27 protein-coding genes are annotated in these 26,213 nt (G+C 68.4%); 12 read left to right on the forward strand and 15 right to left on the reverse strand.

The features are described from left to right. The first annotated feature begins 182 nt into the window (after positions 1 to 182). Positions 183 to 2,306 carry an acyl-CoA dehydrogenase gene (locus DQP57_RS06065; protein WP_112632146.1) on the forward strand — a complete coding sequence of 708 codons (2,124 nt, stop codon included), beginning with the start codon at positions 183 to 185 and terminating at the stop codon, positions 2,304 to 2,306. Here DQP57_RS06065 and DQP57_RS27420 read toward each other — a convergent pair. After that, positions 2,303 to 2,434, reverse strand: coding sequence for a hypothetical protein (locus tag DQP57_RS27420; RefSeq protein ID WP_276310813.1), 132 nt, complete (start codon positions 2,432 to 2,434; stop codon positions 2,303 to 2,305). The genes DQP57_RS06065 and DQP57_RS27420 overlap by 4 nt on opposite strands. Here DQP57_RS27420 and DQP57_RS06070 point away from each other — a divergent pair. Continuing rightward, entirely contained in the window at positions 2,433 to 3,305 is an 873-nt protein-coding gene (locus DQP57_RS06070; protein ID WP_165821757.1) for a hypothetical protein, read from the forward strand. The two genes, DQP57_RS27420 and DQP57_RS06070, sit on opposite strands and share 2 nt — an antisense overlap. Positions 3,306 to 3,395: 90 nt before the next feature. Here DQP57_RS06070 and DQP57_RS06075 read toward each other — a convergent pair whose 3' ends face one another. After that, a complete protein-coding gene (locus tag DQP57_RS06075; RefSeq protein ID WP_112632147.1) occupies positions 3,396 to 3,929 on the reverse strand; it encodes a hypothetical protein in 534 nt (177 codons plus the stop codon). A 52-nt stretch (positions 3,930 to 3,981) separates the two neighbouring features. Then, entirely contained in the window at positions 3,982 to 5,064 is a 1,083-nt protein-coding gene (locus DQP57_RS06080) for a ferredoxin--NADP reductase (protein WP_112632148.1), read from the reverse strand. 158 nt (positions 5,065 to 5,222) lie between these two features. Between DQP57_RS06080 and hsaA the strand changes: the two genes are divergently transcribed. Genes hsaA through hsaB form a run of 4 tightly spaced genes read left to right on the forward strand, consistent with a single transcriptional unit; the run spans position 5,223 to position 8,762 of the window. Then, positions 5,223 to 6,407, forward strand: coding sequence for a 3-hydroxy-9,10-secoandrosta-1,3,5(10)-triene-9,17-dione monooxygenase oxygenase subunit (gene hsaA, locus DQP57_RS06085; protein WP_112632149.1), 1,185 nt, complete (start codon positions 5,223 to 5,225; stop codon positions 6,405 to 6,407). 2 nt (positions 6,408 to 6,409) lie between these two features. Further along, a complete protein-coding gene (gene hsaD, locus DQP57_RS06090; RefSeq protein WP_112632150.1) occupies positions 6,410 to 7,285 on the forward strand; it encodes a 4,5:9,10-diseco-3-hydroxy-5,9,17-trioxoandrosta-1(10),2-diene-4-oate hydrolase in 876 nt (291 codons plus the stop codon). Beyond that, the gene (gene hsaC, locus DQP57_RS06095) at positions 7,282 to 8,184 is read left to right on the forward strand and encodes an iron-dependent extradiol dioxygenase HsaC (RefSeq protein ID WP_112632151.1); all 903 of its coding nucleotides are present in this window, start codon (positions 7,282 to 7,284) and stop codon (positions 8,182 to 8,184) included. The genes hsaD and hsaC overlap by 4 nt, the downstream gene beginning before the upstream one ends. Before the next feature lie 11 nt (positions 8,185 to 8,195). Then, entirely contained in the window at positions 8,196 to 8,762 is a 567-nt protein-coding gene (gene hsaB / locus DQP57_RS06100; protein WP_044487525.1) for a 3-hydroxy-9,10-secoandrosta-1,3,5(10)-triene-9,17-dione monooxygenase reductase subunit, read from the forward strand. Positions 8,763 to 8,769: 7 nt separating this feature from the next. On the opposite strand, the gene DQP57_RS06105 is transcribed toward hsaB, so the two are convergent. Then, positions 8,770 to 9,261: a hypothetical protein gene (locus tag DQP57_RS06105; protein ID WP_112632152.1), complete on the reverse strand. Its 492-nt coding sequence runs from the start codon at positions 9,259 to 9,261 to the stop codon at positions 8,770 to 8,772. Positions 9,262 to 9,391: 130 nt separating this feature from the next. Here DQP57_RS06105 and DQP57_RS06110 point away from each other — a divergent pair, with 130 nt between their 5' ends. After that, complete coding sequence (locus DQP57_RS06110; RefSeq protein WP_112632153.1) at positions 9,392 to 10,222, forward strand: arylamine N-acetyltransferase family protein; 831 nt, start codon at positions 9,392 to 9,394, stop codon at positions 10,220 to 10,222. Between the two features lie 18 nt (positions 10,223 to 10,240). On the opposite strand, the gene DQP57_RS06115 is transcribed toward DQP57_RS06110, so the two are convergent. Genes DQP57_RS06115 through fadD3 form a run of 5 tightly spaced genes read right to left on the reverse strand, consistent with a single transcriptional unit; the run spans position 10,241 to position 15,981 of the window. Further along, positions 10,241 to 11,407: a pyridoxal phosphate-dependent aminotransferase gene (locus DQP57_RS06115; RefSeq protein WP_112632154.1), complete on the reverse strand. Its 1,167-nt coding sequence runs from the start codon at positions 11,405 to 11,407 to the stop codon at positions 10,241 to 10,243. Further along, on the reverse strand, positions 11,404 to 12,354 hold the full coding sequence (ipdE2, locus tag DQP57_RS06120) for an acyl-CoA dehydrogenase IpdE2 (protein WP_112632155.1): 951 nt from the start codon (positions 12,352 to 12,354) through the stop codon (positions 11,404 to 11,406). Before ipdE2 ends, DQP57_RS06115 begins: the two co-directional genes overlap by 4 nt. Before the next feature lie 5 nt (positions 12,355 to 12,359). Then, positions 12,360 to 13,304 (reverse strand): acyl-CoA dehydrogenase family protein, encoded by a 945-nt coding sequence (locus tag DQP57_RS06125; RefSeq protein ID WP_112632156.1) that lies wholly within the window; start codon positions 13,302 to 13,304, stop codon positions 12,360 to 12,362. Next, positions 13,301 to 14,446, reverse strand: a complete 1,146-nt coding sequence (locus DQP57_RS06130) for an acyl-CoA dehydrogenase family protein (protein WP_112632157.1) — start codon at positions 14,444 to 14,446, stop codon at positions 13,301 to 13,303. The genes DQP57_RS06125 and DQP57_RS06130 overlap by 4 nt, the downstream gene beginning before the upstream one ends. Beyond that, positions 14,446 to 15,981, reverse strand: a complete 1,536-nt coding sequence (gene fadD3 / locus DQP57_RS06135; protein ID WP_112632243.1) for a 3-((3aS,4S,7aS)-7a-methyl-1,5-dioxo-octahydro-1H-inden-4-yl)propanoate--CoA ligase FadD3 — start codon at positions 15,979 to 15,981, stop codon at positions 14,446 to 14,448. Before fadD3 ends, DQP57_RS06130 begins: the two co-directional genes overlap by 1 nt. A 119-nt stretch (positions 15,982 to 16,100) precedes the next feature. On the opposite strand from fadD3, the gene ipdE1 reads away from it, so the two are divergent. The 5 genes from ipdE1 to fadA6 all read left to right on the forward strand — a co-directional run bounded on the left by ipdE1 (position 16,101) and on the right by fadA6 (position 21,131). Next, on the forward strand, positions 16,101 to 17,249 hold the full coding sequence (gene ipdE1 / locus DQP57_RS06140; protein WP_112632158.1) for an acyl-CoA dehydrogenase IpdE1: 1,149 nt from the start codon (positions 16,101 to 16,103) through the stop codon (positions 17,247 to 17,249). Beyond that, entirely contained in the window at positions 17,246 to 18,034 is a 789-nt protein-coding gene (gene ipdF / locus DQP57_RS06145; RefSeq protein ID WP_112632159.1) for a (5R,7aS)-5-hydroxy-7a-methyl-1-oxo-2,3,5,6,7,7a-hexahydro-1H-indene-carboxyl-CoA reductase, read from the forward strand. Before ipdE1 ends, ipdF begins: the two co-directional genes overlap by 4 nt. A gap of 82 nt (positions 18,035 to 18,116) precedes the next feature. Then, a complete protein-coding gene (locus DQP57_RS06150; RefSeq protein WP_112632160.1) occupies positions 18,117 to 19,289 on the forward strand; it encodes a DUF4878 domain-containing protein in 1,173 nt (390 codons plus the stop codon). A 75-nt stretch (positions 19,290 to 19,364) separates the two neighbouring features. Further along, a complete protein-coding gene (gene kstR2 / locus DQP57_RS06155; protein ID WP_112632161.1) occupies positions 19,365 to 19,967 on the forward strand; it encodes a TetR family transcriptional regulator KstR2 in 603 nt (200 codons plus the stop codon). A 3-nt stretch (positions 19,968 to 19,970) separates the two neighbouring features. Further along, positions 19,971 to 21,131, forward strand: a complete 1,161-nt coding sequence (gene fadA6 / locus DQP57_RS06160) for a steroid 3-ketoacyl-CoA thiolase FadA6 (protein WP_112632162.1) — start codon at positions 19,971 to 19,973, stop codon at positions 21,129 to 21,131. 73 nt (positions 21,132 to 21,204) lie between these two features. Here fadA6 and DQP57_RS06165 read toward each other — a convergent pair whose 3' ends face one another. The 6 genes from DQP57_RS06165 to echA20 all read right to left on the reverse strand — a co-directional run bounded on the left by DQP57_RS06165 (position 21,205) and on the right by echA20 (position 26,184). Next, a complete protein-coding gene (locus tag DQP57_RS06165; protein WP_112632163.1) occupies positions 21,205 to 21,945 on the reverse strand; it encodes a hypothetical protein in 741 nt (246 codons plus the stop codon). Beyond that, entirely contained in the window at positions 21,942 to 22,580 is a 639-nt protein-coding gene (locus DQP57_RS06170) for a SatD family protein (RefSeq protein ID WP_430918228.1), read from the reverse strand. The genes DQP57_RS06165 and DQP57_RS06170 overlap by 4 nt, the downstream gene beginning before the upstream one ends. Before the next feature lie 65 nt (positions 22,581 to 22,645). After that, the gene (gene ipdC, locus DQP57_RS06175) at positions 22,646 to 23,719 is read right to left on the reverse strand and encodes a (3aS,4S,5R,7aS)-5-hydroxy-7a-methyl-1-oxo-octahydro-1H-indene-4-carboxyl-CoA dehydrogenase (protein ID WP_112632165.1); all 1,074 of its coding nucleotides are present in this window, start codon (positions 23,717 to 23,719) and stop codon (positions 22,646 to 22,648) included. 76 nt (positions 23,720 to 23,795) lie between these two features. After that, positions 23,796 to 24,548, reverse strand: coding sequence for a cholesterol ring-cleaving hydrolase subunit IpdB (gene ipdB, locus DQP57_RS06180; RefSeq protein ID WP_112632166.1), 753 nt, complete (start codon positions 24,546 to 24,548; stop codon positions 23,796 to 23,798). Beyond that, positions 24,545 to 25,429 carry a cholesterol ring-cleaving hydrolase subunit IpdA gene (ipdA, locus tag DQP57_RS06185; protein WP_112632167.1) on the reverse strand — a complete coding sequence of 295 codons (885 nt, stop codon included), beginning with the start codon at positions 25,427 to 25,429 and terminating at the stop codon, positions 24,545 to 24,547. The genes ipdB and ipdA overlap by 4 nt, the downstream gene beginning before the upstream one ends. Continuing rightward, entirely contained in the window at positions 25,426 to 26,184 is a 759-nt protein-coding gene (gene echA20 / locus DQP57_RS06190; protein WP_112632168.1) for a (7aS)-7a-methyl-1,5-dioxo-2,3,5,6,7,7a-hexahydro-1H-indene-carboxyl-CoA hydrolase, read from the reverse strand. The genes ipdA and echA20 overlap by 4 nt, the downstream gene beginning before the upstream one ends. Between the last annotated feature and the right edge of the window lie 29 nt (positions 26,185 to 26,213).

Below are 26,213 nucleotides of genomic sequence, written 5' to 3' on the forward strand. Positions count from 1 at the left end.
TGCTGCAATGGCGTCGACTTGACGGTCGATCACTGGCACTATTAGAACACGTTCTAGTCTCGAAGAGAGCGGTTGCGTGCCAACACGTGCTTCAGACATACCCGCTTGGCGGGCAGATCGCACAATCAGGACAGGGGTTCCGCCCCTTGTCACGTCGAGCCGAGGACGCGGAGGTCTCTCACGTGGTAGTGACCGTCACCGACGAGCAGTTCGCCGCGCGGGCCCTGGTGCGCGACTGGGCCCGCAATTCGACGTCGGGGCCGGGCGGCACCGCGGCGATCCGCGACGTGGAGCAGGGCAAGTCCGACGCCTGGCGGCCCGTGTTCACCCGGCTGGCCGAGCTGGGCATCTTCGGCATCGCGATCCCGGAGGAATTCGGCGGGGCGGACGGCAGCATCGAAGACCTGTGCGCGATCATCGAGGAAGCGGCGAAGGCGCTGATTCCCGGGCCGGTCGCCACGACCGCGCTGGCCACGCTGGTCGTCTCTGATCCCGAGTTGTTGGGGGCCCTCGCCTCGGGTGAGCGCTTCGCCGGGCTGGCGCTGGAAGGCGACATCGAGTTCGACGCCGCGACGTCGAAGGTCTCGGGCACGCTGCCGTTCGCGCTGGGCGTCGCCGACGGCGCCGTGCTGTTGGCGCCGGCCGACGGCAAGTGGCTGCTGATCGACACCGGCAGCGAGGGCGTGCAGCTCGAAGGCCTGCGGGCCACCGACTTCTCCCAACCGTTGGCGCGCGTAACGCTGGACTCGGCGCCTGCCACGGTGGTGGCGGACCAGCGTGAGCGCGTCGAGGACCTGGCCGCGACGGTGCTGGCGGCCGAGGCGGCCGGCATCACCCGGTGGTCCCTGGAGACCGCCGTCGACTACGCCAAGGTCCGCGAGCAGTTCGGCAAGCCGATCGGCAGCTTCCAGGCCATCAAGCACATCTGCGCCGAGATGCTGTGCCGCGCCGAGCAGGCCGAGGTGGCCGCCGCCGATGCCGCGCGCGCGGCCGCCGAGGGCGACGCATCCCAGTTCTCCCTCGCCGCGGCCCTGGCGGCCAGCACCGGCATCGCGGCCGTGAAGGCCAGCGTCAAGGACTGCATCCAGGTCCTCGGCGGCATCGGCTGCACCTGGGAGCACGACGCGCATCTGTACCTGCGCCGGGCGCACGCCATCGGGCGCTTCCTGGGCGGGGCCGAGGCCTGGCTGCGGCGCATCACCGCGCTGACGCAGTCGGGCGTGCGGCGCCGCCTGGGGATCGACCTCACCGACGTCGAGGACCAGCGGGCGGAGATCGCCGCCGCCGTCGCCCAGATCGCCGAACTGCCCGAGGAGAAGCGGCAGGCGGCGCTGGCCGAGGCGGGTCTGCAGGCGCCGCACTGGCCGCCGCCGTATGGGCGCGGCGCGGGCCCGGCCGAGCAGCTGTTGATCGATCAGGAGCTGGCCGCCGCCGGTGTGGTCCGGCCCGACCTCGTGATCGGCTGGTGGGCGGCGCCGACCATCCTCGAGCACGGCACCCCGGACCAGATCGAGCGCTTCGTGCCGGGCACCACGCGCGGCGAATTCCTTTGGTGCCAGCTGTTTTCCGAGCCCGGCGCCGGGTCGGACCTGGCCTCGCTGCGCACCAAGGCGGTCCGGACCGAGGGCGGCTGGAACCTGACCGGGCAGAAGGTGTGGACGTCGGCGGCACACAAGGCCAAGTGGGGCGTGTGCCTGGCCCGCACCGACCCCGACGCGCCGAAACACAAAGGCATCACCTACTTCCTGGTGGAGATGAGCTCGCCGGGCATCGAGATCCGCCCGCTGCGCGAGATCACCGGCGATTCCTTGTTCAACGAGGTGTTCCTGGACAACGTGTTCGTCCCCGACGAGCTGGTGGTCGGCGAGGTGAACGACGGTTGGCGGCTGGCCCGCACCACGCTGGCCAACGAGCGCGTCGCGATGGCCAACGGAACGGCGCTGGGCAACCCGATGGAGGAACTGCTCGAGCTGCTGGGTGGGCTCGACCTCGACGCCGCGCAGCAAGACCGGTTGGGGCGGTTGATCATCGCCGCGCAGACCGGCGCGCTGCTGGACCAGCGGATCGCCCAGCTGGCCGTGGGTGGCCAGGACCCCGGTGCGCAGTCCAGCGTGCGCAAGCTCATCGGTGTCCGCTACCGCCAGGCCCTGGCCGAGTTCACCATGGACGTGTCCGCGGGCGGTGGCCTGGTGCACAACCAGGCGGTGTTCGACTTCCTCAACACCCGCTGCCTGACCATCGCCGGCGGCACCGAGCAGATCCTGCTCACCGTCGCCGCGGAGCGACTCCTGGGGCTGCCCCGCTAGCGGTCAACCGCTTCGCTGAGCCGGTCCCGTTCGCCGAGCCTGTCATTGAGCAGCCCGGCACCCGCATTTTCGCTGCGGATTTCCAGGCTCGGCGCGATGTCGGTGCCTGGTGCCACGATGCGGTCCATGTCAGGGATGTTTCTCGGCAGCGAAGCGATCGCGCGGGGAGTCGTGACGCGGCATGAACTACAGCGCTGGTATCGGCCTGTCTTTCCGGGGGTGTATGCCCAGAAGCGACAACAACTTTCGCTGCGGGACCGGACTGAAGGTGCCTGGTTGTGGTCGCGGCGTCGGGCGATCGTGGCGGGAGCCGCGGCGTCGGCGTTGCATGGTGCACAGTGGGTTGACGCCGATATCCCCGTCGAGCTGGTTTGGTCGAACACGCGGCCACCGCGCGGGATCGTCGCGCGTGAGCAGCTACTCGCCGACGACGAAGTCACCCGCATCGCGGGGTTGCCGGTCACCAGTCCCGCCCGGACGGCCTACGACCTGGGCCGGTATCTGCCGCGCGGGCGGGCGGTCGCGCGCCTCGACGCGTTGATGCGGGCGACCCCGTTTTCGGCGGAGGATGTGCTGCTGATTGCGAAGCGATACCCGGGCGCCCGCGGGATACGACGCCTGCTGTCGGTCTTGCCCCTGGTGGACGGCGGTGCCGCATCACCGAAAGAGACGTGGCTGCGGTTGCTGTTCATCAATGCGGGGCTGCCCGTCCCGGCCACGCAGATACCGGTGGTCGACGGCTATCGGTATCTGGCGATGCTCGATATGGGCTGGCCGGAGCTCGGCGTGGCTGCGGAGTATGACGGCGACCAACACCGCACCGATCGGCGTCAGCACGTCAAGGACCAGTGGCGACTCCGAAAGCTCGCCGAATTGGGCTGGGTCATCATTCGCGTGATCGCTGAGGACGACCCGGGCGATGTCATCGAGCGTGCCAGGCGGGCGCTGCTGGCCAGAGGTTGGCGCCCGCACGGGAAGGCAGTCCGGCGGGCGGGGTGACCGCCAGTCGGGACGCGTCGCCCAACCTGTAATTTCGCAGGCCGTCACTCGCAGTTTCTCTGCGCATTTGCAGGCTCGGCGCGGCCCGGGTCAGGAGAAGGTGGTCTGCGCGCAGGTGCTCGGGGAGGTGATGTTGACCCCGGAGTAGACCACCTGAATGTGGGTGCACGCGATGACGTTGTTGTCGGTCTTGGGCTGACCCGTCTGCCAATCGGTCGAGTCGATGCGCCCGTTCGTCTGGTACTTCTCCGGGGGGCCCTCGCCCATGTAGATGGTGGTGATCTCGTCGGAACCCATCGACTTCATCACCCGCTCGTACTGGCCGTTGGCGTGCGCGTCGAGGTAAGCCAACCGGTTCGAGGACCGGATCTCGGTGGTCTGCCGGGCCCACAGGCCGGGCGGGAAGCCGGTCACCCCGTCGGGCGTCAGCATGTCCGCCCCGGCGGTGAAGTCGCAGTGACCGTCGGCCTTGAAGCAATTGAGGACGGCCCGCGTCTCCAGCTGGTTGGGCCCGTCCAGCGGGAACAGGGTAGTGGCGGTGTTGCTCGCCGCCGCGCACACCCCGGCGGGCGCGAGCATCGGCAGCACTGCGACGACTGCGAATCCCGATACCAGCCGCATCATCGATGCTCCCTTTCCCGGTTTGCTGACCCCAAGGCTGAACTTAACCCCGCGACTACTCGTCGTAGGTGACTTCTACCGAATCAGATTCCGGGTGAGATTGACAGGCCAGAATCAGGCCCTCGTCCAGATCCTGCTGCTCGAGCACGTCGTTGACCTCCATGCTCACGTTGCCGCCTTTCAAGGTGCACGCGCACGCACCGCAGTGACCCTCGCGGCAGGAGAAGGGCGCGTCGAGGCCCTTGGCCAGCAGGACGTCGAGCAGCTTGGCGTTGCGCGGCCACGACACGGTGTGCGTCTCGCCGTCCAGCTCCACCACCGCGGTCGCCGGCGGCTCGTCACCTTCGGCGGTGTCCTCGATCTTCACCGCCGCGAACGGGTCGGAGTCCAGCGACTTGAACACCTCGATATGTATCTGTGCCGCAGGCACTTTCAGCGTTTCCAGGGCCTGTCTCGCCGAATCCATGAAGGCGCCCGGGCCGCAGATGTACACGGGCCGATCCGTGTAGGGGGCGGCCAGCTTGGCCAGCGCGGCCACGCTGGGCAGGCCCTGCAGCGATTCCAGCCAGTGCAGCACCGTGAGCCGGTCGGGGTACTTGGCCGACAGCTCGCGCAGCGCGTCGGAGAAGATCACCGACTTCTCGTCACGGTTGGCGTACACCAGCGTCACCTGCCCGCTGCCCTCGGCGAGCGCGGACTTGCAGATCGACATGATCGGGGTGATGCCGCTGCCCGCGGCCATCAGCAGGAAGTCGTCGCCCAGCGTCTTGGGCACGAAGTTGCCCGACGGGGCCAGCACGTGGATCCGCATCCCCTTGTGGGCGTGGTCGCACAGCCAGTTGGACGCGTACCCGTCGGCGGTGCGCTTGACCGTGACCGTGAGCGCGTCGTCGGTGAACGGCGAGCTGCACAGCGAATAGCAGCGGGCGACCGAGCCGGTGCGCTCGCTGGGAACGCGCAGCGTCAAGAACTGGCCCGGCGCGTACCGTAGCCGCTCGGGCGGGATCTCGGGGTCACCCTCGTCGTCCGGTACCGCGAACACCAGCGACCGCGCGTCGTCGGTCTCGGCGACGACCTCGGCGACCTGCAGTTCAAGGACGTGGTCACCGAGTGGCTCGTCGGGAATCGCCTCGGTCAAGGCCCGTCCCTCCCTTTCGTTGCAACTAGAACATGTTACAGAAAAGCGGATTCGTATCGCTACCAGCCGCAGGAATACCCTGCTCGACACAAATCGGAACGTGTTCTAGTCTCTGGTGTAAGTCCGCTGAGTAAGTCTGGCGCAGGAGGCAAACGTAAGTGACGTCCATTCAACAGCGTGATGCGCAGTCGGTTTTGGCTGGCATCGATGATCTGCTCCCGCAGATTCGCGAACGCGCTCAGGCGACGGAGGACCTGCGGCGGCTGCCCGACGAGACCGTTCAGGATCTCCAGGATGTGGGCTTCTTCACCCTGTTGCAGCCCGAGCAGTGGGGCGGTTTGCAGTGCGATCCGACGCTGTTCTACGAGGCGGTGCGGCGCCTGGCCAGCGCCTGTGGTTCCACCGGCTGGGTGAGCTCGATCATCGGCGTGCACAACTGGCACTTGGCGCTGTTCGACCAGCAGGCGCAGGAGGAGGTCTGGGGCGAGGACCCCAAGACCCGGGTGTCGTCGTCGTACGCCCCGATGGGCGCGGGCGTGGTGACCGACGGCGGTTACCTGGTCAACGGCTCATGGAACTGGTCCTCAGGTTGTGACCACGCCACGTGGGCCTTCCTCGGTGGTCCGGTGATCAAGGACGGCCGTCCGGTGGACTTCGGCAGCTTCCTGATCCCGCGCAGCGAGTACCGCATCGACGACGTGTGGCACGTCGTCGGCCTGCGGGGCACCGGCAGCAACACCGTCGTCGTCAAGGACGTCTTCGTGCCTCGACACCGGTTCCTGTCCTACAAGGCGATGAACGACGGCACCGCGGGCGGATACCAGACCAACACCGCCCCGGTCTACAAGATGCCTTGGGGCACAATGCATCCCACCACCATCTCGGCCCCCATCGTCGGCATGGCCTACGGCGCGTACGACGCGCACGTCGAGCACCAGGGCAAGCGGGTGCGCGCGGCGTTCGCCGGCGAGAAGGCCAAGGACGACCCGTTCGCCAAGGTCCGCATCGCCGAGGCGGCCAGCGACATCGACGCGGCGTGGCGCCAGTTGAGCGGCAACGTCGCCGACGAGTACGCCCTGCTGTCCGCCGGCAAGGAGATCCCGTTCGAACTTCGTGCCCGCGCCCGCCGCGACCAGGTGCGTGCCACCGGGCGGGCGATCGCCTCGATCGACCGGTTGTTCGAGGCCTCCGGCGCGACGGCGTTGGGCAATGACCAACCGGTGCAACGGTTCTGGCGCGACGCACACGCCGGCCGGGTGCACGCGGCCAACGACCCCGAGCGGGCCTACCAGATCTTCGGGAACAACGAGTTCGGGTTGCCGCCCGGCGACACCATGGTCTAACCATGACGGCGACCGAGGAACTGACCTTCGAGTCCACCTCGCGCTTCGCAGAGGTGGACGTGGACGGCCCGCTGAAGCTGCACTACCACGAGGCGGGTGTCGGCAACGAGCAGACCGTGGTGCTGCTGCACGGCGGCGGTCCGGGCGCGGCGAGCTGGACGAACTTCTCGCGCAACATCCCGGTGCTGGCCGAGCGTTTTCACGTGCTGGCCGTCGACCAGCCCGGCTACGGCCTCTCCGACAAGCGCGCCGAGCACGGGCAGTTCAACCACTACGCGGCCCGCGCCCTGGCGGGCCTGTTCGACCAGCTGGGCCTGGGACGCGTTCCGCTGGTTGGGAATTCGCTGGGTGGTGGCACGGCCGTGCGGTTCGCGTTGGACTACCCGGATCGCGCAGGCAAGCTGGTGCTGATGGGCCCGGGCGGGGTCAGCGTGAACCTGTTCGCCCCCGACCCGACCGAGGGCGTCAAACGGCTGGGCAAGTTCTCCGCCGAGCCGACCCGGGAAAACCTCGAGGCGTTTTTGCGGGTGATGGTCTACGACCAGAAACTGATCACCGACGAATTGATCGACCAGCGCTTCGAGCTGGCCCGCACGCCCGAATCGCTGACGGCGACGCGGGCCATGGGAATGTCTTTCGCCGGAGCCGATTTCGAGCTCGGCATGATGTGGCGCGAGGTGCATCGCCTGCGTCAGCCGGTGTTGCTGATCTGGGGCCGCGAGGACCGGGTCAACCCGCTCGACGGCGCGCTGGTCGCTCTGAAAACCATTCCGCGTGCACAGCTTCACGTTTTCGGGCAGTGTGGGCATTGGGCACAGGTGGAGAAATTCGACGAGTTCAACAAGCTCACGATCGACTTCCTGGGAGGTGCGCGATGAGCATCCGTTCGCTGGGCTATCTGCGTATCGAGGCCACCGACATGGCGGCCTGGCGTGAATACGGGTTGAAAGTCCTCGGCATGATCGAGGGCAAGGGCAGCACCGAAGGTGCGCTGTATCTGCGGATGGACGACTTCCCGGCCCGGCTGGTGATCGTGCCCGGCGAGCAGGACCGGCTCATCGAAGCCGGCTGGGAATGTGCGAATGCAGCTGGGCTGCAAGAGATTCGGAACCGGCTGGACATCGAGGGCACGCCCTACAAAGAGGCCACCGCCGCCGAACTGGCCGACCGCCGGGTCGACGAGATGATCCGGTTCTCCGACCCGTCAGGCAACTGCCTGGAGGTCTTCCACGGCGCGGCGCTCGAACACCGCCGGGTGGTCAGTCCCTACGGCCACAGGTTCGTCACCGAGGAACAGGGCCTGGGCCACGTGGTGCTGACCACGCGTGACGACGAAGAGACGTTGCACTTCTACCGCGACGTCCTGGACTTCAAACTGCGCGACTCGATGCGGCTGCCGCCACAGGTGGTCGGCCGGCCCGCCGACGGTCCGCCGGCCTGGCTGCGGTTCCTGGGCTGCAACCCGCGCCACCACAGCCTGGCCTTCATGCCCGGACAGACGCCCAGCGGCATCGTCCACCTGATGGTCGAGGTCGAGAATGCCGACGATGTCGGCCTGTGCCTGGATCGGGCGCTGCGCAAGAAGGTGCCCATGTCGGCGACCCTGGGCCGCCACGTCAACGACCTGATGCTGTCCTTCTACATGAAGACACCCAGCGGGTTCGACGTCGAATTCGGCTGCGAGGGAAGGCAAGTCAAAGACGACGATTGGATCGCACGCGAAAGCACCGCGATCAGCCTGTGGGGTCACGACTTCAGCGTCGGATTCAAGGGTTAGTTTTTCACGCCATGACTGCCGCGCCGATCGACCCGCGCACGTTCCGCAGCGTGCTGGGCCAGTTCTGCACCGGGATCACCATCATCACCACGGTGCACGACGACGCCCCGGTCGGCTTCGCCTGCCAGTCGTTCGCGGCGCTGTCGCTGGATCCGCCGCTGGTGTTGTTCTGTCCCACCAAGGTGTCGCGGTCGTGGAAGGCCATCGAGGCCAGCGGCCGGTTCTGCGTCAACATGCTGACCGAGCAGCAAAAGCACGTCTCGGCCCGCTTCGGCTCCAAGGAGCCCGACAAGTTCGCCGGGATCGACTGGCACCCTTCCGAACTCGGGTCGCCGATCATCGACGGTTCACTGGCCTACATCGACTGCACGGTGGCCTCCGCGCACGACGGGGGCGATCACTTCGTGGTATTCGGCGCGGTGCAGTCGCTTTCGGAGGCTCCCAAGATCAAGCCGAGGCCGCTGCTGTTCTATCGCGGTGAATACACCGGCATCGAACCGGACAAGACGACACCGGCGCAGTGGCGCGACGACCTGGAAGCGTTCCTGACCACCACCACCCAGGACACCTGGCTGTAGCGGCGCCCTACTTGTCGCGGCGGTCGGCCGACATGTCGACCGTGGGGGAGTTGTCCGCGATCGGCTGCTCCTGGCTCCACGCGGGGTCGCGTCCGGCGGTGTCCTCGCGTCCGGCGGTGTCCTCGCCGGCGGCGGCGTCCTTCTCGGCCTTGACCTTCGGGTCGAGGCTGTCGGCACGCTTGAACTGCTCGCCCAGCTGTTCACGCGAGGACGCGGCTTCTGCTTGATGCGTGGACGCCCGATCGTGCAGCCGGGCGGCTTCGGCCGCCTTGGCCTCGGCTTCGGCCTGCGCGGCACGGGCTTTCGCGGCCGTCTCGGCGGCCAGCGCCTCGCGGCGCTCGACCTTGGCGGTCTCCAACTTGGCTTGTTCGCGAATCCCCTCGGCCTCCCGCTCGCGGCGGCGCCGGGTAGCTCTGCGGGCGGCGATGGCGAGGCCGACGATCACGAGGACCGCCACAACTGCGGCGATGATGATCCAGACGGTGTTGCTGGTGTGCATGATGGACTCCGTTGTCGATATACCGAAGCGCTAAGGCCCCGTTGGCGGGTTGCCGTATTCGACAGGAATGAAACAACCCCAAGGCCACACCCGCTGCCGTCGCGCGACCGCAGGGCCGGAGAATGGTGTCATGACGCTGGACCTCACCGGGTACTTCGACCGCATCCACTACGACGGCCCGGCCGAGCCGAACCTCGAGGTGCTGCAGGCGCTCATGACCGCACACGTCGGCTCGATCCCGTTCGAGAACCTCGATCCCCTGATGGGCGTGCCGGTCGACGACCTGAGCCCGCAAGCCGTCACCGACAAGCTGGTCCGCCGGCGCCGCGGCGGCTACTGCTACGAGCAGAACGGCCTGCTGGGCTACGCGCTGGTGGAAATAGGTTTCCGGGTGCGGCGGTTGGCGGGCCGGGTGGTGTGGATGCAGCCCGCCGACACCCCGCTGGGTGCCCAGACGCACACGACGCTGGCGGTGACGTTCCCGGGTTCGCAGGGTTCGTTCCTGGTCGACGTCGGCTTCGGTGGCCAGACGCTGACCTCTCCCATCCGCTTGCAGACCGGCAACGCCCAGCAGACCACGCACGAGCCGTACCGGCTGAACGACCGCGGCGACGGTCTGGTCCTGCAAGCCCTGGTCCGAGACGCGTGGCAACCGTTGTACGTCTTCGGCACCCAGACCGTGCCCCAGATCGACCTGCGGGTGGGCAGTTGGTACGTCTCGACGCACCCGCAGTCGACATTCGTGACGGGCCTGATGGTCGCGCTGACCACCGACGACGCCCGCTACAACCTGGCCGGCCGGAATCTGACGATCCACCGCGCCGACGGCAGCGAGAAGATCCGCCTCGATGACGCGGCGGCGGTCATCGACGTGCTCGGTGAGCGGTTCGGCATCGACGTGGCGGGCATCGGCGAGCGGGGCGCGGTCGAGGCGCGCATCGCGCAGGTGCTCGACGCCTAGCCTCCTCGCGCGCTTGGGCTAGCGCGCCGCGAGCCAGGGCCCGAGGCGCCGGACCGCTTCCTCGATGTCGTTGGTCGGCCCCGCGAAGGACAGCCGCACGAACGAATTCCCACGCGCGGTGTCGAAGTCGATGCCCGGCGCGATCGCAACGCCGGTCTGCGCCAACAGCTTCGAACAGAATTCCATCGAGTCGTCGGTGAACTCCGAGACGTCGGCGTACACGTAGAAGGCACCATCGGTGGGGGCCAACCGCTTGACGCCGATGCTGCGCAGCCCGTCGAGCACCAGTTTGCGGTTGGTCGCGTAGTGGTGCAGGTGACCGTCGGCTTCGGCCGTCGCCTCCGGGGTGAAGGCGGCCACCGCGGCGAGTTGCGACAGCACGGGCGGGCAGATGGTGAAGTTTCCGGTCAGGCAATCCACCGCGCGGCGCAGCTCCGGCGGCACCAGCAGCCAGCCCAGCCGCCAGCCCGTCATGGCGTAATACTTCGAAAAGCTGTTGACCACCACGGCGTTTCGCGATGTCTGCCACGCGCAACTGGTCTGCGGTGCGCCCTCGTAGACCAGGCCGTGGTACACCTCATCGCTGATCAGTCGCGCTCCAGACGCGTCACACCAGGAAGCGATGGCGGCCAGCTCCGCCGGCTCGATGACGGTTCCGGTCGGATTGGCGGGGCTGGCCACGATGACGCCCTGCACCGGCGGGTCGAGTTCGGCGAGCATCTGCGCGGTCGGCTGGAAACGGGTCTGCGGTCCGCAGGGGATCTCGACCACCTCGCAGCCCAAGGCGGACAAGATGTTTCGGTAGCACGGGTAGCCGGGGCTGGCCAGCGCCACCCGGTCGCCGACGTCGAAGCAGGCCAGGAACGTGAGCAGGAAACCGCCCGAGGAGCCGGTGGTGATCACGACCGCGTCCGGTTCGACGTCCAGGCCGTGCTGGCGCCGGTAGTCCGCGGCGATCGCGGCACGCAGTTCGGGGGTGCCCAACGACACGGAGTAACCCAGCTCGTTGGAATGCACCGCCGCCGCCGCGGCGGCCCGCACCGGCTCGGGTGCGCCCACGCTGGGCTGGCCCGCCGACAGGTTGACCAAGTCGCCGTGGCTGCGCTGGCGTTCCGCGGCGGCCAGCCACACATCCATCACATAGAACGGTGGGATGCCGGCGCGCAGCGAGACACGGTCGGTCACGGCGTCTGGAGTACCTCGGATTCCAGCCGCTTAAGCAGTTGTTGCGGCGAATCCAGCAGATGCGCGCTGCCGTGGGCGCGCTTGAAGTACAGGTGCATGTCGTGTTCCCAGGTGATCGCGATGCCGCCGTGCAGCTGGATGCCCTCGGCGGCCACGATGTTCAACGCCTCGGTGGCGGCCAGGCGGGCGGCGGCGGCGTTGGTGGGGCTGGGGGCCTCGCAGGCGTCGGCGACCACGGCCTTGGCGGCGGCGACGGTGACATACAGATCCGCCATCCGATGCTTGAGCGCCTGGAAGCTGCCGATCGGACGGCCGAATTGCACTCGGTCCTTGGCGTATTCGACGGTCAGCTCCAAACAGCGTTCGGCGGCGCCGATCTGCTCGGCGGCCAGCAGGATGGCCGCCGCATCCGCCAGGCCCGGGTCGGTGCCGATCGGCTCGGTCTGCTCGGCCTTGAGCCGCGCCAGGCGCCGGGTCGGGTCCATGGTGGTCAGCGGCTCGGCGCCGAATCGGGTCCACCTGCTCAGCCGGCCGTCCTCGACCCCGACGACGACGTCGGCGATGTCGCCGTTGACCACATAGTCTGCGTCGAGGACCAGCGCGCCGATCGCGGCGCCCTCGGCGAGGCCTTCCAACGTCGTGGCGTCCGGCTCGTCCGCGCTCAGCAGCGCCAGCTCCGCCAGGGTGGTGCCGAGCAGCGGGGAAGGCACCAGGGCGCGGCCCAGCTCCTGTAAAACCGTTGCGGCATCGGCCAATTCGCCACCGGCGCCGCCGAGTTCCTCGGGAATGACCAGGGCCGCGGCGCCGACCTGCTCGCACAGCAGCTGCCACAGCGACTCGTCGTAGCCCTTGTCTGATTCCATGGCCGCGCGCACGGCGGCCGGGCCCGCGTGCTTGGCGACCAGGGCGGCGACGGTCTCGGCCAGCATGCGCCGTTCTTCGTTCATCGCTGTCATAGCGCCTCCAGCACTCGCCGCCGATGCTGCTCCGGCGTGCCCCACGCGGACCGCAGGGCCTGCACGCGCAGCAGCAGGAGCGACAGGTCGTGCTCCTGCGTGAAGCCGATGGCGCCGTGGGTTTGCAGCGCCGACCGCGCCGCCACCAGGCCCGCCTCGGACGCCGCCGCCTTGGCCGCGCTGACATCGCGCGGGTCCAGCGTGAGCGCCGCGCCGTACACCAGCGGACGGGCCAGCTCGATGGCGATGTGCACGTCGGCGAGCTTGTGCTTGATCGCCTGGTACGAGCCGATCACCCGGCCGAACTGGCTGCGCTGCTTGGCGTAGTCGACCGCCCCGTCGCGCAGCGCCTCGGCCGCACCGATCAGCTGGGCCGCCGTGGCCAGCGCGCCGAACTCGTAGGCGCGCTTGATATCCGCCTGCCACGACGACCCGGTCGCGGTCACGTCATACAGCCGCCGGCTGGGGTCGACCGACTCGTGGACCTCGCCCGGCGCCGCCTCGGTGACGCCGTCTTCGCCGGCCAGCAGCACCAGCCCGGCCGCGTCGGCGTCCACCGCGCGCGGCGTCTGCGGGGGCAGCGCGACGGTGGCGATCAGCTCACCGGACGCCAATTCTGCGCACCGCCCGGCTTGATCGCCCGAGGCGAGCAAAACCGGTGCCACGGCGATGGATTCGGCCACCGGGCCCGGCACGCACCAGCGTCCCAGGCGCTCGATGGCGACGACGAGGTCGACCGGGTCGGCCCCGATACCGTCGAATTCCTCCGGCACGGCCAACGCGGTGACGCCCAGGTTGGCCAACTGCTCCCAGACCTTGCGGCCGGGTGCGGTGTCGCCCGCCGACCACGCGCGCACCGCGGCGGGCAGATCCGCCGCGCCGAGCGCGGCGTCGATGCTGGCCGCGAAGTCGCGCTGCTGTTCGTCTAGCGCAAATTTCACTTCTTGCCCCCGGACTTTTCGCGCGGCAGGCCCAGCAACCGCTCGGAGATGATGTTGCGCTGAATCTCGTTGGTCCCGGCGTAGATCGGGCCGCCCAGCGCGAACAGCAGACCTTCGGTCCACCGGCTGGTCAGTTCCCCGTCGGCGGCCAGCAGATCGAGCGCGGTCTGGTGCAATTCGACGTCGAGGTCGGACCAGAACACTTTGGTCACCGACGACTCGGCGCCCAGCTCGCCGCCGAGGCCCAGCCGGGTCACCGTGCCGAACGTTTGCAGCCGGTAGGCCTGCGCCTTGATCCAGCCGTCGGCCACGCGGTCGGCGAACGCGTCGGGTGAGCCGCTGTCCTGCCAGAGCCGCACCAGCCGCTCGGCGGTGGCCAGGAAGCGGGCCGGGCTGCGCAGGGACATGCCGCGCTCGTTGCTCGACGTGCTCATGGCCGCCCGCCAACCGTCGTGCGGGGTGCCGATCACGTCCTCGTCGGGCACGAAGACGTCGTCGAGGAAGATTTCACCGAAGCCGGTGTCACCGCCCAGCTGGACGATGGGCCGCACCGTGACGCCCTTGGCCTTCAGGTCGAACATGAAGTACGTCAGCCCGTTGTGTCGCTCGGCCCCCGGGTCGGAACGGAAGAGCCCGAAACCCCGCTCGGCGAACGGGGCTCGCGAACTCCAGATCTTCTGCCCGTTGAGTAGCCAGCCGCCGTCGGTCGCCGTCGCGGTGGACCGCAGCGAGGCCAGGTCGCTGCCGGACTCGGGCTCCGACCACGCCTGCGCCCAGATCTCTTCTCCGCTGGCCATTTTCGGCAGGATCCTCATCAGCTGTTCCTCGGTGCCGTGCGCGAACAGCGTCGGCGCCAGCATCGAGGTGCCGTTGGCGCTGGCCCGACCCGGCGCACCGGCCCGGAAGTATTCCTCCTCGAACACCACCCAGTGCAGCAGCGGCGCGTCGCGGCCGCCGTACTTCTTCGGCCAGGTGATCACCGAGAGGCCGGCGTCGAACAGCACGCGGTCCCATTTCCGGTGTTGGGCAAAGCCGTCGGCGTTGTCGTATGACTTGGTCGGGATCGAATCGGCGTTGGCCGACAAGAATTCCCGGACCTCGGCCTGGAAGGCCAGGGTGTCTTCGTCCAGATCCAGATCCATCAGTCCAGCTCTCGCAGTTGTGGTTTGACCACCTTGCCGCCGGCATTGCGCGGCAACGCGTCGACGAACCGCACCGACCGTGGTGCCTTGAAGTTCGCCAAATGTTCACGGGTGTAAGCGATCACGGATTGCTCGTCGAGTTCTGCGCCGGGCCGGGTCACCAGGTACGCCCGGCCCACCTCGCCGAGCCGCTCGTCGGGGACTCCGATCACCGCGGCGTCGGCCACGCCGTCCATCCGGGCCAGCACCTGCTCGACCTCGGCGGGGTAGACGTTGAATCCACCGCAGATGTACATGTCTTTGAGTCGATCGGTGATGCGCAGGTTGCCCGCGGGGTCGACGGCGCCGATGTCACCGGTGTGCAGCCACCCGTCGGCGTCGATGGCCGCCGCGGTGGCCTCGGGGTCGTCGAGGTAGCCCAGCATCACGTTCGGCCCGCGCAGCAACACCTCTCCCGATTCCCCGGGTGAATCGGCGTCGATGCGCAATTCGAAGTCGGCGAACGGGCGCCCGCAGGTGGTCGCCACGGTGACCGCGTCGTCGTCGGCGCGGCACATGGTGCCCATGCCGTTGGCCTCGGTCAGCCCGTAGGCGGTCAGCACGATGTCGATGTCGAGTTCGGATTGCATGCGCTCCACCAGCACCACCGGCACTGTGGCCGCCCCGGTCACCGCGAACCGCAATGAGCTCAGGTCGTAGTCGTCGCGCGCCGGGTGGTCGAGCAGGGTCTGGTAGATGGTGGGCGGCCCGGGCAGCACGGTGATGCGGTGTCGCTCGATGGCCTGCAGCGCGCGCAGCGGGTCGAAGGTCAGGTGGGGGATCAGCGTGGCACCGGTCTGCAGGCAGGCCAGGATGCCGGCCTTGTAGCCGAAGTTGTGGAAGAAGGGGTTGATGCACAGGTAGCGGTCGTCGCTGGTGATCTTGCCGTTGGCCGCCCAGGCCGCCGAGGCCGACAGCGACTGCCGGTGCGCGCACAGCACGCCTTTGCTGCGGCCGGTGGTACCGGACGTGAAAAGGATGTCGCTGACGTCGCCGGGGGCGACGGCCGACGCGCGAGCGACGACCGCGTCGAGGTCGGTGCCCTGCGCGACAAAGTCGTCCCACGTGCCGTCGTCCGCCTCGATCGGTATCCGCACGACATTGCGCAGCGCGGGCAGTGCGGCGCGGTCCAGGTCGGCGAGGCGGTCGTGGCCGAGGAATTGGCCCATCCCGAACAACACCGGCGCCTCGGTGCGGGCCAGGATGTCGGTGGCCTCGGCGGCGGTGTAGCGGGTGTTCAGCGGCACCATCGCGGCCCCGGCGTGGTGGATGGCCAGGCAGGCCACCACCCAGTGCCAGGTGTTCGGCGACCAGATGGCCACCCGGTCGCCCGCTCGCACCCCCAGATCGATGAGCGCGGCGGCCGCGCGGTGGACTTCGGCGCGCAGGCCGGCGGCGGTGAAGGACCGCTCGTCGGTGATCAGCGCGTCGTGCTCGGGCAGCTGGCTCGCGAAACGATCCAGCGCCGCGGGCACCGTGCGCGGATCGTTGGTCATGGAATGCTCCTGTAGCAGCGCTGGCCCGATGTGATTGCCCGGTTTCTCCTCACGCCGCCCCGCGGCGCGCATCGTCACCGAGCTACAAAGCAAGTGCTTGGTAGGTTAGCCTACAGGGCATGCAGGACGTCGAGGAGTTCCGGGCGGAGGTCCGCTCTTGGCTCGCCGACAATCTGGTCGGCGAATTCGCAGCGCTCAAGGGTCTCGGCGGCCCCGGCCGCGAGCACGAGGCGTTCGAGGAGCGCCGCGCATGGAATCAGCACCTGGCCAAGGCCGGGCTGACCTGCCTGGGCTGGCCGGTCGAGCACGGCGGCCGTGGGTTGTCCACCGCGCACCGGGTGGCCTTCTACGAGGAGTACGCGAAGGCCGACGCCCCGGACAAGGTCAACCACTTCGGCGAAGAGCTGCTCGGCCCGACGCTGATCGCGTTCGGGACGCCCGAGCAGCAGCAGCGCTTCCTGCCGAAGATCCTCGATGTCACCGAGCTGTGGTGCCAGGGATATTCGGAGCCCGGGGCCGGCAGCGACCTGGCCAACGTGGCGACCACCGCCGAACTCGACGGCGACGAGTGGGTGATCAACGGCCAGAAGGTGTGGACGTCGCTGGCGCACTGGGCGCAGTGGTGCTTCGTGGTGGCGCGCACCGAGAAGGGCTCCAAGCGCCACGCCGGCTTGTCATATCTGCTGGTGCCGCTCGATCAGCCGGGCGTGCAGGTCCGGCCGATCGTCCAGCTGACCGGCGACTCGGAATTCAACGAGGTGTTCTTCGACGACGCCCGCACCGAGGCTTCCCTGGTGGTCGGCGAGCCCGGGGACGGCTGGCGGGTCGCCATGGGCACGCTGACCTTCGAGCGCGGCGTGTCGACGCTCGGGCAGCAAATCCGTTATGCCCGTGAGCTTTCCAACCTGGCCGAGCTCGCTCAGCGCACCGGCGCCGCGGACGACCCGTTCATTCGCGAGCGGCTGACGCGGGCGTGGACCGGGTTGCGCGCCATGCGCAGCTACGCGCTGGCCACCATGGACGTCGAGCAGCCCGGCCAGGACAATGTGTCAAAGCTGTTGTGGGCCAACTGGCATCGCGACCTCGGTGAGCTGGCCATGGACGTCGTCGGCAAGCCGGGGCTGACCCTGACCGACGGCGAGTTCGACGAATGGCAGCGGCTGTTCCTGTTCACCCGCGCCGACACCATCTACGGCGGGTCCAACGAGATCCAGCGCAACATCATCGCCGAGCGGGTGCTCGGCCTACCCCGAGAGGTTAAGGGATGAGTCTGTCCGAAGCTCCCAAAGAGATTGCCGGACACGGACTTCTGCAAGGCAAGGTGGTGGTGGTGACCGCCGCCGCCGGCACCGGGATCGGCGCGGCGACCGCGCGGCGGGCGCTGGCCGAGGGTGCCGACGTGCTGATCTCCGACCACCACGAACGCCGGCTGGGGGAGACCGCCGACGAGCTCGCCGCGCTGGGGCAGGGCCGGGTCGAAAGCGTGCTGTGCGACGTGACGTCGACCGCGCAGATCGATGCGCTGTTCGCGTCGGCCACCGCGCGGATGGGCCGCGTCGACGTCCTGGTCAACAACGCCGGACTGGGCGGACAGACCCCGGTGGTCGACATGACCGACGAGGAATGGGACCGCGTCCTGGACGTCACCCTCACGTCGGTGTTCCGCGCCACCCGCGCGGCGTTGCGCTACTTCCGCGAGGCGCCGCACGGCGGGGTGATCGTCAACAACGCCAGCGTCCTGGGCTGGCGCGCCCAGCACTCGCAGGCGCACTACGCCGCCGCCAAAGCGGGCGTGATGGCGCTGACCCGTTGCAGCGCAATCGAAGCCGCGGAGTACGACGTGCGGATCAACGCGGTGTCGCCGAGCATCGCGCGGCACAAGTTCCTGGAGAAGACGTCGTCGGCCGATCTGCTCGACCGGCTGTCGGCCGGTGAGGCCTTCGGCCGGGCCGCCGAGCCGTGGGAGGTGGCGGCCACCATCGCCTTCCTCGCCAGCGACTACTCCAGCTACCTGACCGGCGAGGTCATCTCGGTTTCCAGCCAGCACCCGTGAGCTGCGGCATCGCTGACTAGCGCCGGCCCGCGACGTGTTTACAATTGTCGACCAACGCGGTTGACGCAGGTGGGAGGGTGCAGTGAGCGACGGACCGGGTCACCGACCGTGGGGTGAGAACCCGCCTCCCGCAAGCACACCCGGCCAACCGCCCGGCGCCCCGTGGCAATCCGACGCGGGTTGGCCGCAGCAGTGGGGTCAAGGGGGTCAGCCAACCCCGTACGGGCAACCGGCCTACGGGGCGTGGCCCTCGTCGCCGCCGGTCACCGTCGCCCAGTTCCACGGGCCGCACGGCGGCCCCGGTCAGCGCAATCGCAAGCCGTGGATCATCGGCCTGAGCGTGGCCGCGGTGGTGCTCGTCGTGGTGGTCATCACCGTGATCGCCGTCAGCAGCGGCGGCGGATCCGGCAGCGCCGGTGATGCCGCCAAGGGTTACCTCGAGGCGCTGGCCCGCGGGGACGCGCAAGCCGCGCTCTCCTACAGCACCGACCAGCCGGCGTCGAAGGAGTTCCTGACAGACGACATCCTCAAGCGGCAGATCGCGCGGTGGCCGATCACCGACATCAAGATCCTCGACGACAATTCCGCTCGCGGTTTCGGTTTCGGGCAGGTGCATGTGTCGGCGAAATTCGGCGACAACACCTCCGACGTGACCATGTCGATCAAGAAGGCCGGCAGCGACTGGAAGCTCGACCACGCCGCGATCAAGGTGGACACGCTGAACGCGGGCATCGAGCAGGCCGCCGTCAAAACCGCGACGTTCTTCGGCAAGCCCGTCGGTACCGCACCCGTCTATGTCTTTCCCGGTTGGCTGGACGTCTCGAGCAGCAACCCGAATCTGGCCGTCAACCCGAAAAAGCCTTTCCTGCTTGACAATCTGACGACATCGGGTGCGTATTTCAACGACCTGGAATTCAAACTCAGCGACAAGGGGTTGGCCGCGACCAGCTCCGCGATCTCGGCGGCGCTGGCCAATTGCGCGAACTCGACCCAACTGCGACCGGTCGACTGTCCCCAGCACGCCTTCGACTACGACCTGGTGGACGGGACCGCCGTCTGGGGCAAGCCGGACATCAGTGGCCTGAAGATCAATCTGTTCGACCCCTTCCGGCTCGAGGCGTCCTTCTCCGGGTCGGTCAACTTCCCGCTGACGGCCCAGACCCGCTCCGGCGGCACCAAGACGAGCGTCGTCAACGCGTTCGTGTCCGGCACCGCCGACGAGTCACAGAACCCGCCGGTGGTCTCGCTGCGCTGACGCCGCTGACGACTGGCGCGGACGGGAAACCGCCCGTCGGTGGCCAAGCAAGCGCTTGGTTGATACTCTGATCGGGTGGACCGAGTGCCCGGTCAGGCGAACAGCCGGCGAGACGAGCTATTGGAGCTTGCCGCGACCATGTTCGCCGAGCGTGGATTGCGCGCCACCACCGTCCGGGACATCGCCGACAGCGCCGGCATCCTGTCCGGCAGCCTGTATCACCACTTCTCCTCCAAGGAGGAAATGGTCGACGAGCTGTTGCGTAGTTTCCTGGACTGGCTGTTCGCGCGCTACCGCGAGATCGTTGACAGCGAGGCCAACCCGCTGGAGCGGCTCAAGGGCCTGTTCATGGCGTCGTTCGAGGCGATCGAGCACCGGCACGCGCAGGTCGTCATCTACCAGGACGAAGCCCAGCGGTTGTTGTCCCAGCCCCGGTTCTCCTACATCGAGGACATGAACCGTCAACAGCGCAAGATGTGGCTCGAGTTGCTCAATCAGGGCGTCGAACAGGGCTACTTTCGGCCCGACCTCGACGTTGACCTGATCTACCGCTTCATCCGTGACACCACCTGGGTGTCGGTGCGCTGGTATCAACCCGGCGGACCGCTCACCGCGCAAGAGGTGGGCCAGCAATATCTCGCCATCGTGCTTGGCGGGATCACCAAAGAAGGAGTCTGAAAGATGCCTGAGGCGTACGTCATCGACGCTGTGCGTACCGCGGTCGGCAAGCGCGGCGGATCGCTGGCCGGGGTTCATCCGGTGGATCTGGGTGCCCTGGGCTGGCGCGGGCTGCTCGACCGGGTCGACGTCGATCCCGCCGCCGTCGACGACGTGATCGCGGGCTGCGTCGATGCCATCGGCGCGCAGGCCGGCAACATCGCCCGCCTCTCGTGGCTGGCCGCAGGTTATCCCGAAGAGGTTCCCGGCGTCACCGTCGACCGGCAGTGCGGTTCCAGCCAGCAGGCAATTTCCTTTGGCGCGCAGGCGGTTATGTCCGGCACGGCCGACCTGATCGTCGCGGGCGGCGTGCAGAACATGAGCCAGATCCCGATCTCGTCGGCCATGACCGTGGGCGAGCAGTTCGGATTCACCTCACCGACAAACGAATCCAAGCAGTGGCTGCACCGCTACGGCGACCAAGAGATCTCGCAGTTCCGCGGCTCGGAGATGATCGCCGAGAAGTGGGACCTGTCCCGCGAGGAGATGGAGCGCTACGCGCTGACCAGCCACGAGCGCGCCTTCGCGGCGATCCGCGGCGGCCACTTCGACAACGAAATCATCACCGTGGAAACGGAATCCGGGCCGTTCCGGGTTGACGAGGGGCCGCGTGAATCGTCGCTGGAGAAGATGGCCGGACTCAAGACGCTGGTCGAGGGCGGCCGGTTGACAGCGGCCATGGCCAGTCAGATTTCCGACGGCGCCAGCGCCGTGCTGCTGGCGTCCGAAAAGGCCGTCAAGGAGCACAACCTGACGCCGCGGGCCCGCATCCACCACATCAGCGCCCGCGCCGCCGACCCGGTCTTCATGCTGACCGGACCCATCCCGGCGACTCGCTACGCGCTGGACAAGACCGGGTTGTCCATCGACGACATCGACACCGTCGAGATCAACGAGGCGTTCGCGCCGGTGGTGTTGGCCTGGCTCAAGGAGATCAAGGCCGACCCGGAAAAGGTCAACCCCAACGGTGGTGCCATCGCGCTCGGTCATCCGCTGGGTGCCACCGGCGCCAAGCTGTTCACCACCATGCTCAACGAGCTGGAGCGCATCGGCGGCCGCTACGGGCTGCAGACGATGTGCGAAGGCGGCGGCACGGCCAACGTCACGATCATCGAGCGGTTGTAAGCGCCCTCCCTTCCTTCGCCGAGCGTGAATCCACCGGCGTGTCGCGTCGTGAATTTCACACTCGGCCAAGCTCTTAGCGGGTTGCAACCACCAGACCGATGCCGCCCAGGGCGAGAAGCCAACTCGTGAAGCTGCCGACCAGAAAGTACTCGGTCACCTCGTCGATGCCGACGCCGTTGTTGCGGTTGGTTTGGGCGCTCAACTCCGGGAACCGGATGATGCCCTTGGCGGCGACGACGGCGCTGGCCGCCGCCACCTGGCCGCCGACCCCCAGGCTCAGGATCAGCAGGCGTTCCAGCGGTCCCAGCAGCCTGCCGCCCTTGAGCCGATCCGACGGCTGCGGCTCACCGGGTGGGCGCACCGCGCCGACAGAGCCAAGCACCAGGCGCACCAACTGATTTGCGGTGGCGAACTGGACCAGCATCACGCCGACGAGCATCAGCAACCGCGTGGGCGTCACATGGCTGAGCGGCAGGTGAACCCAGGCCGACCACCGCGCGACGACGCCGCCGCCCGGCGAGGACCAGCCGGATAACGCGGCCAGCACCGCCAGGGCCCCACCGAACACCGCAAGCGGAGCGACCTGGTTTTTACCGCTGAGTTCGCTTCGCGCGCAAAGCCATTCCCACGCCACCACCGCCACGGCGGCCACCACGAGCAGCGGGATGTCGCCGGCATGCCACAGGGCGCCCGACACCGCGCACGCCAGCACCGCGATGGGCCCGAGAAGCATCGGCGGCCATGGCGCGCGGACCGCGCGCCGACACAGGTCTGCGACCCCGAGGGCGATGAGAAACACCGCGACCGCGCTCACGGCAGGCTCCGAAGGTATTGACTGGCAAGCACGATCAGGTCCAGGCCGTCGCGGCTCGCGCGCTGGGACACCGCCGACGGGCTGATGCCCTCGGCGGCGGCGAGCTCCTTTTTGGTCCGGCCCGTCATCAAACCCCTCACAATCCGCAATGACCGTTCATCGAGCGATCCAAGCAGATGGTCCCGACAGATCAGGGCGGCGTTGACGGCGGCGACGTCGTCGCGGGCGCCGGTCTCGGCCCGAAACGTGGTCCGTACCAGCGTCAAGCCGGGCTGCCGCTGGGCCTGCGCCGTGTGCTGGATGGCCTCGCGGGCGGTCCACCAGCCGGGCCCGTCCTGGATTCCCGCGGCGGCGTCGAGGACGGTGACCGAGCCCCAGCCGATCCCGAACCGGACGTCGATGTCGGGGCCGACGGCCAACCGCAGCGACAGGGCGGCGTCGATCGCAGCGCCGACGGTCGGGTAACTGCCCTGAAACTCGTCACCGACGGTGAACGCGGGCGGGGTGCTGGCGTCGTCGGCGATGTGCCGCAGGGCTTTCGCCAGGTTCCGATGCAGCTTCGCGCGGTCGGTAGCGCGCCGGGAGCCGACGACGTCGCCGATCAGCGTCGCCCGCGATGAAGACTCCTGCTTCATCCCAGCCATTTGAAGATAATAGCTTAATGATGCTCGGATTCAGCTATATGCTTTAGCCGAGGGCGTTACGACCCGTCGATGAAGGCGGACGCCTCCTGCAGGTGCTTGATGGCGTCGCGCACGATCGACTCGATCAGTTCGGCGCACGACGGCAGGTCCTCGAGAATGCCGGCCACCTGCCCGGAAGCCAGCACGCCCGCCTCGGTGTTGCCGTCGACCAGGCCGGCTTTCAACAGCATTGGGGTGTTGGCCGCCATCACCACCTGGGACCAGGTCATCTCCTTGCCGTGCCGCATCGCCAGGCCGTCGCTGATCATCGACCGCCAGGTCATCTGCGACATGTGCTTGAACTTGGCGGCATTGCGCACGGCCGCGGTGAGGCCCCGAACCGGCGAACCGCCTTCCAGCTTCTCGACCAGACCCGTGCGCAGCACCCGGTGCGGCATCCCGTCGACGCGGGTGGTGACCACCGTGCCGTCCAGCGCCGACTCGAGGTAGCGGCGCTTGACCGCGTCGGGCACCGTCGAATCCGAGGTGAGCAGAAACCGCGTGCCCATCGCCACGCCGGCGGCGCCGTAGCTCAACGCGGCCGCCAGGCCGCGCCCGTCGAAGAATCCGCCCGCCGCGATCACGGGGATTCCGGTGCCCTGCACGGCGTCCAGTACCGAGGGCAGGAGCAGCGTGGTGGCGACGGGTCCGGTGTGCCCGCCGCCCTCGCCGCCCTGCACGATCATCGCGTCGGCGCCCCAGCCGGCGACCTTGCGGGCGTGCTTGGCCGCGCCGATCGATGGAATCACCACGGCCCCGGCGTCTTTCAGCCGGGCGATGAGCTCCTGCTTGGGAGCCAAAGCGAAGGACGCCACCTTGACACCCTCGCGGATCATCAGGTCGACGCGATCGCCCGCGTCGGCGGCATCGGCGCGGATGTTGACGCCGAACGGCTTGTCCGTGGCGGCCTTGACCTTGGCGATGGCGGTCGCCAGTTCGTCCAGCGTCATGGTGGCCGACGCCAGGATGCCCAGCCCGCCGGCGTTGGCGGTGGCTGACACCAGCCGGGCCCCGGCCACCCAGCCCATCCCGGTTTGGACCACCGGGTGCTCGACACCGACCAGCTCGGTCAGCGGCGTGCGCAGCTTCATACCCACCGCCGACGATGCAGCGGGGGCGCCTCCCGCTTGCGGGGGACGAAGCGATGAGGAGGAGGCGGAATAATCATCAACGTATCTCTCTGTCGCGCAGCGACTTCGGGTCGATGACCTCGCGGATCAGCCGCAGCTCCTCGTCGGTCGGCAGCCGGGTCTCCGCGGCGTCATCCAGGCCGTGCACCTCGAACGACGTGTTATCGGCGACCTCGTCGGGCGAAACGCCGGGGTGCAGCGACACCGCCCGCATGGTGCGCGAGGGCCCGCCGAAGTCGAACACGCCGAGGTTGGATACCACCCGGTAGGTGTTGGCGAAGCGGAACGCCGGATTGTCGTCGTCCACGTTGTCCCAACCGATTCCGCAGACGATGTCGACCTTCTCGCAGAACACCCGCTTGGAATGGTTGCCCACCCAGTAGCTGGTCGCGTGGTTGATGGCGTTGCCGGGCGCGCCGCGCACACCGAACATCTGGCGCTTGGGCTGCTGCAGCGGACCGAACGCCGAGATGTTCTGATTGCCAAAGCGGTCAACCTGATTGGCGCCCATCACGACGTGGCGCCGGCCCCAGGCGAGGGTTTCGAAGACCCGGCCGAACGGCATCCAACCCTCGACGGGTGCCGACGCGCCCAGGGCCGGGGTCTCGGCCAGCAGCTGCGCCTCGCCGTCGGTCAGCAGGATGTCCGGCGAAAAGGTCAGCCGGGCCAGTCGGGCACCGACCGAGGCCATGTTCGTCATCGGGCTGACCATGATTTCGCCGGCGTCCCGGAACAATTCGGCGCAGGCGACCGCGCAGATCTCGGGTCGGCTGATCGCTTCGCCGCTCATGACGAGGCCTCCTCTTTGAACGCGCGCACCGCGGCCTGATAGTCCTCTTCGCTGCCCGACAGGAAGGTCTGCACGAACCGCTGCCAACCCTCGTCGGTCGAGGCCGCCTCGGCGTAATGCCGCTGGAATTTCTCGTCACGCCCGTAATCCGGTGCGGCGGTGGTGAAGTGGGCTCCGCCGGGCGCCTCGACCACGCCGTCGACCATCATGCGGTTCACCAGCAGCGCTTGCGGCGGGACCGCCTTGACCAGCTCCTGGGTGGACACCACGCGCTCCACCGACAGGAAGCGTTTCTCGGCGGCCATCAGGAACAGGTCGTCGAAGTACGGGTCGATCCCGGTGTAGGCCGCATTGCCTCGTGCGTCACCAAGATTGAGGTGCGCGAACGCGGCGTCCAGGCGCAGCGCCGGCATCGCGATCAGGGTCTCGTGCCCGCCGCCGGGTGCCGGATACGGGCTGGTCACCGTCGCCAGCTCGCCCTCCCAGAAGTCCGGGACCGAGCTGCCCAGCCCCGCCCGAATCGGCAGGAACGGCAGGCGTTGCGCGGCGGCCTGCAGACCGCACCGCAGCATGCCTTCGTCCATCTCCCGGGCCTCGATCGCTCCGCTGCTGCGGGCTTTGGCGAACCAAGGATCGTAGAAGGGTGGGGAGTCCAGCGAGACGAATCCGTAGTAGACCCGCTTGACCTTGCCGGCCGAGCAGAGCAGGCCCAGGTCCGGCCCGCCGTAGGTCACCACGGTCAGGTCGGTGATGTCGGTGCGCAGCAGGGCCCGGACGAACGCCATGGGCTTGCGCCGCGACCCCCAGCCGCCGATGCCGATCGTCATGCCGCTGCGCAACTGCGCCACAGCGTCGTCCACAGTGGTTCTCTTGTCGGTCACTTGCCCTCGCCCTTCGTCGTACCGGCGAACGCGTCACGATGCTCGTCGGCCACCCCGGCGAGGTTGAGCTCGAACGTAAAGCCTTGCTCCATGCGGTAACTCGAGTTGACCCGTTGCACGTCGATGAGGTTCAGCGCCTCTTTGGCGGCCCGGATGACGCGGGTGTCCTTGGCGGCGATGTCGCGCGCGACCCGCAAGGCCGCCTCGTCGAGCTCGTCGCGCGGCACCACCTCGTGCACCGAACCGAAGTGGTGCAGGGTGGCGGCGTCGACGGTCGCCGCGGTGAAGAACAGCCGCCGCATCATGTGCTGCGGGACCAGTCGCGACAGGTGCGTCGCCGCGCCGAGCGCGCCGCGTTCGACCTCCGGCAGCCCGAAGGTGGCGTCGTCGGAGGCCACGATGACGTCGGAGTTGCCGACCAGCCCGATGCCGCCGCCGACACAGAATCCGTTCACGGCCGCGACGACCGGCACCGCGCACTCGTACACCGCGCGGAACGCGGCGAAGCAGCCGCGATTGGCGTCGATGAGCGCGGTGAATCCCTCGGTTCGCTGCATCTCCTTGATGTCGACCCCGGCGTTGAAGCCGCGGCCCTCGGCGCGCAGGATCACCACATGGGTCTCGGGGTTCTGGCCGGCCGCGGTGATCGAGTCGGCGAGCTCGAACCAGCCCCGCGACGGGATGGCGTTGACGGGCGGAAAGTCGACGGTAACCGCGACGATGCCCGGTTCGGTGGTTGTGGATGTGATGGGCAAGGTGCCACTTCCTTGTGGGGTAACTACCT

It is taken from the genome of Mycobacterium colombiense (assembly GCF_003284935.1).
Taxonomy (GTDB): domain Bacteria; phylum Actinomycetota; class Actinomycetes; order Mycobacteriales; family Mycobacteriaceae; genus Mycobacterium; species Mycobacterium arosiense_A.

Coding starts and splice junctions, on each gene's coding strand:
- ipdC (WP_112632165.1), bottom strand. CDS start 23,719: ATGAAGCTGCGCACGCCGCTGACCGAGCTGGTCGGTGTCGAGCACCCG.
- fadD3 (WP_112632243.1), bottom strand. CDS start 15,981: ATGACCAACGATCCGCGCACGGTGCCCGCGGCGCTGGATCGTTTCGCG.
- ipdE1 (WP_112632158.1), top strand. CDS start 16,101: ATGCAGGACGTCGAGGAGTTCCGGGCGGAGGTCCGCTCTTGGCTCGCC.
- ipdE2 (WP_112632155.1), bottom strand. CDS start 12,354: ATGAACGAAGAACGGCGCATGCTGGCCGAGACCGTCGCCGCCCTGGTC.
- hsaB (WP_044487525.1), top strand. CDS start 8,196: ATGACTGCCGCGCCGATCGACCCGCGCACGTTCCGCAGCGTGCTGGGC.
- DQP57_RS06130 (WP_112632157.1), bottom strand. CDS start 14,446: ATGGATCTGGATCTGGACGAAGACACCCTGGCCTTCCAGGCCGAGGTC.
- DQP57_RS06110 (WP_112632153.1), top strand. CDS start 9,392: ATGACGCTGGACCTCACCGGGTACTTCGACCGCATCCACTACGACGGC.
- DQP57_RS06070 (WP_165821757.1), top strand. CDS start 2,433: ATGTCAGGGATGTTTCTCGGCAGCGAAGCGATCGCGCGGGGAGTCGTG.
- ipdB (WP_112632166.1), bottom strand. CDS start 24,548: ATGAGCGGCGAAGCGATCAGCCGACCCGAGATCTGCGCGGTCGCCTGC.
- DQP57_RS06075 (WP_112632147.1), bottom strand. CDS start 3,929: ATGATGCGGCTGGTATCGGGATTCGCAGTCGTCGCAGTGCTGCCGATG.
- ipdF (WP_112632159.1), top strand. CDS start 17,246: ATGAGTCTGTCCGAAGCTCCCAAAGAGATTGCCGGACACGGACTTCTG.
- hsaC (WP_112632151.1), top strand. CDS start 7,282: ATGAGCATCCGTTCGCTGGGCTATCTGCGTATCGAGGCCACCGACATG.
- hsaD (WP_112632150.1), top strand. CDS start 6,410: ATGACGGCGACCGAGGAACTGACCTTCGAGTCCACCTCGCGCTTCGCA.
- DQP57_RS06105 (WP_112632152.1), bottom strand. CDS start 9,261: ATGCACACCAGCAACACCGTCTGGATCATCATCGCCGCAGTTGTGGCG.
- DQP57_RS27420 (WP_276310813.1), bottom strand. CDS start 2,434: ATGGACCGCATCGTGGCACCAGGCACCGACATCGCGCCGAGCCTGGAA.
- fadA6 (WP_112632162.1), top strand. CDS start 19,971: ATGCCTGAGGCGTACGTCATCGACGCTGTGCGTACCGCGGTCGGCAAG.
- DQP57_RS06170 (WP_430918228.1), bottom strand. CDS start 22,580: ATGAAGCAGGAGTCTTCATCGCGGGCGACGCTGATCGGCGACGTCGTC.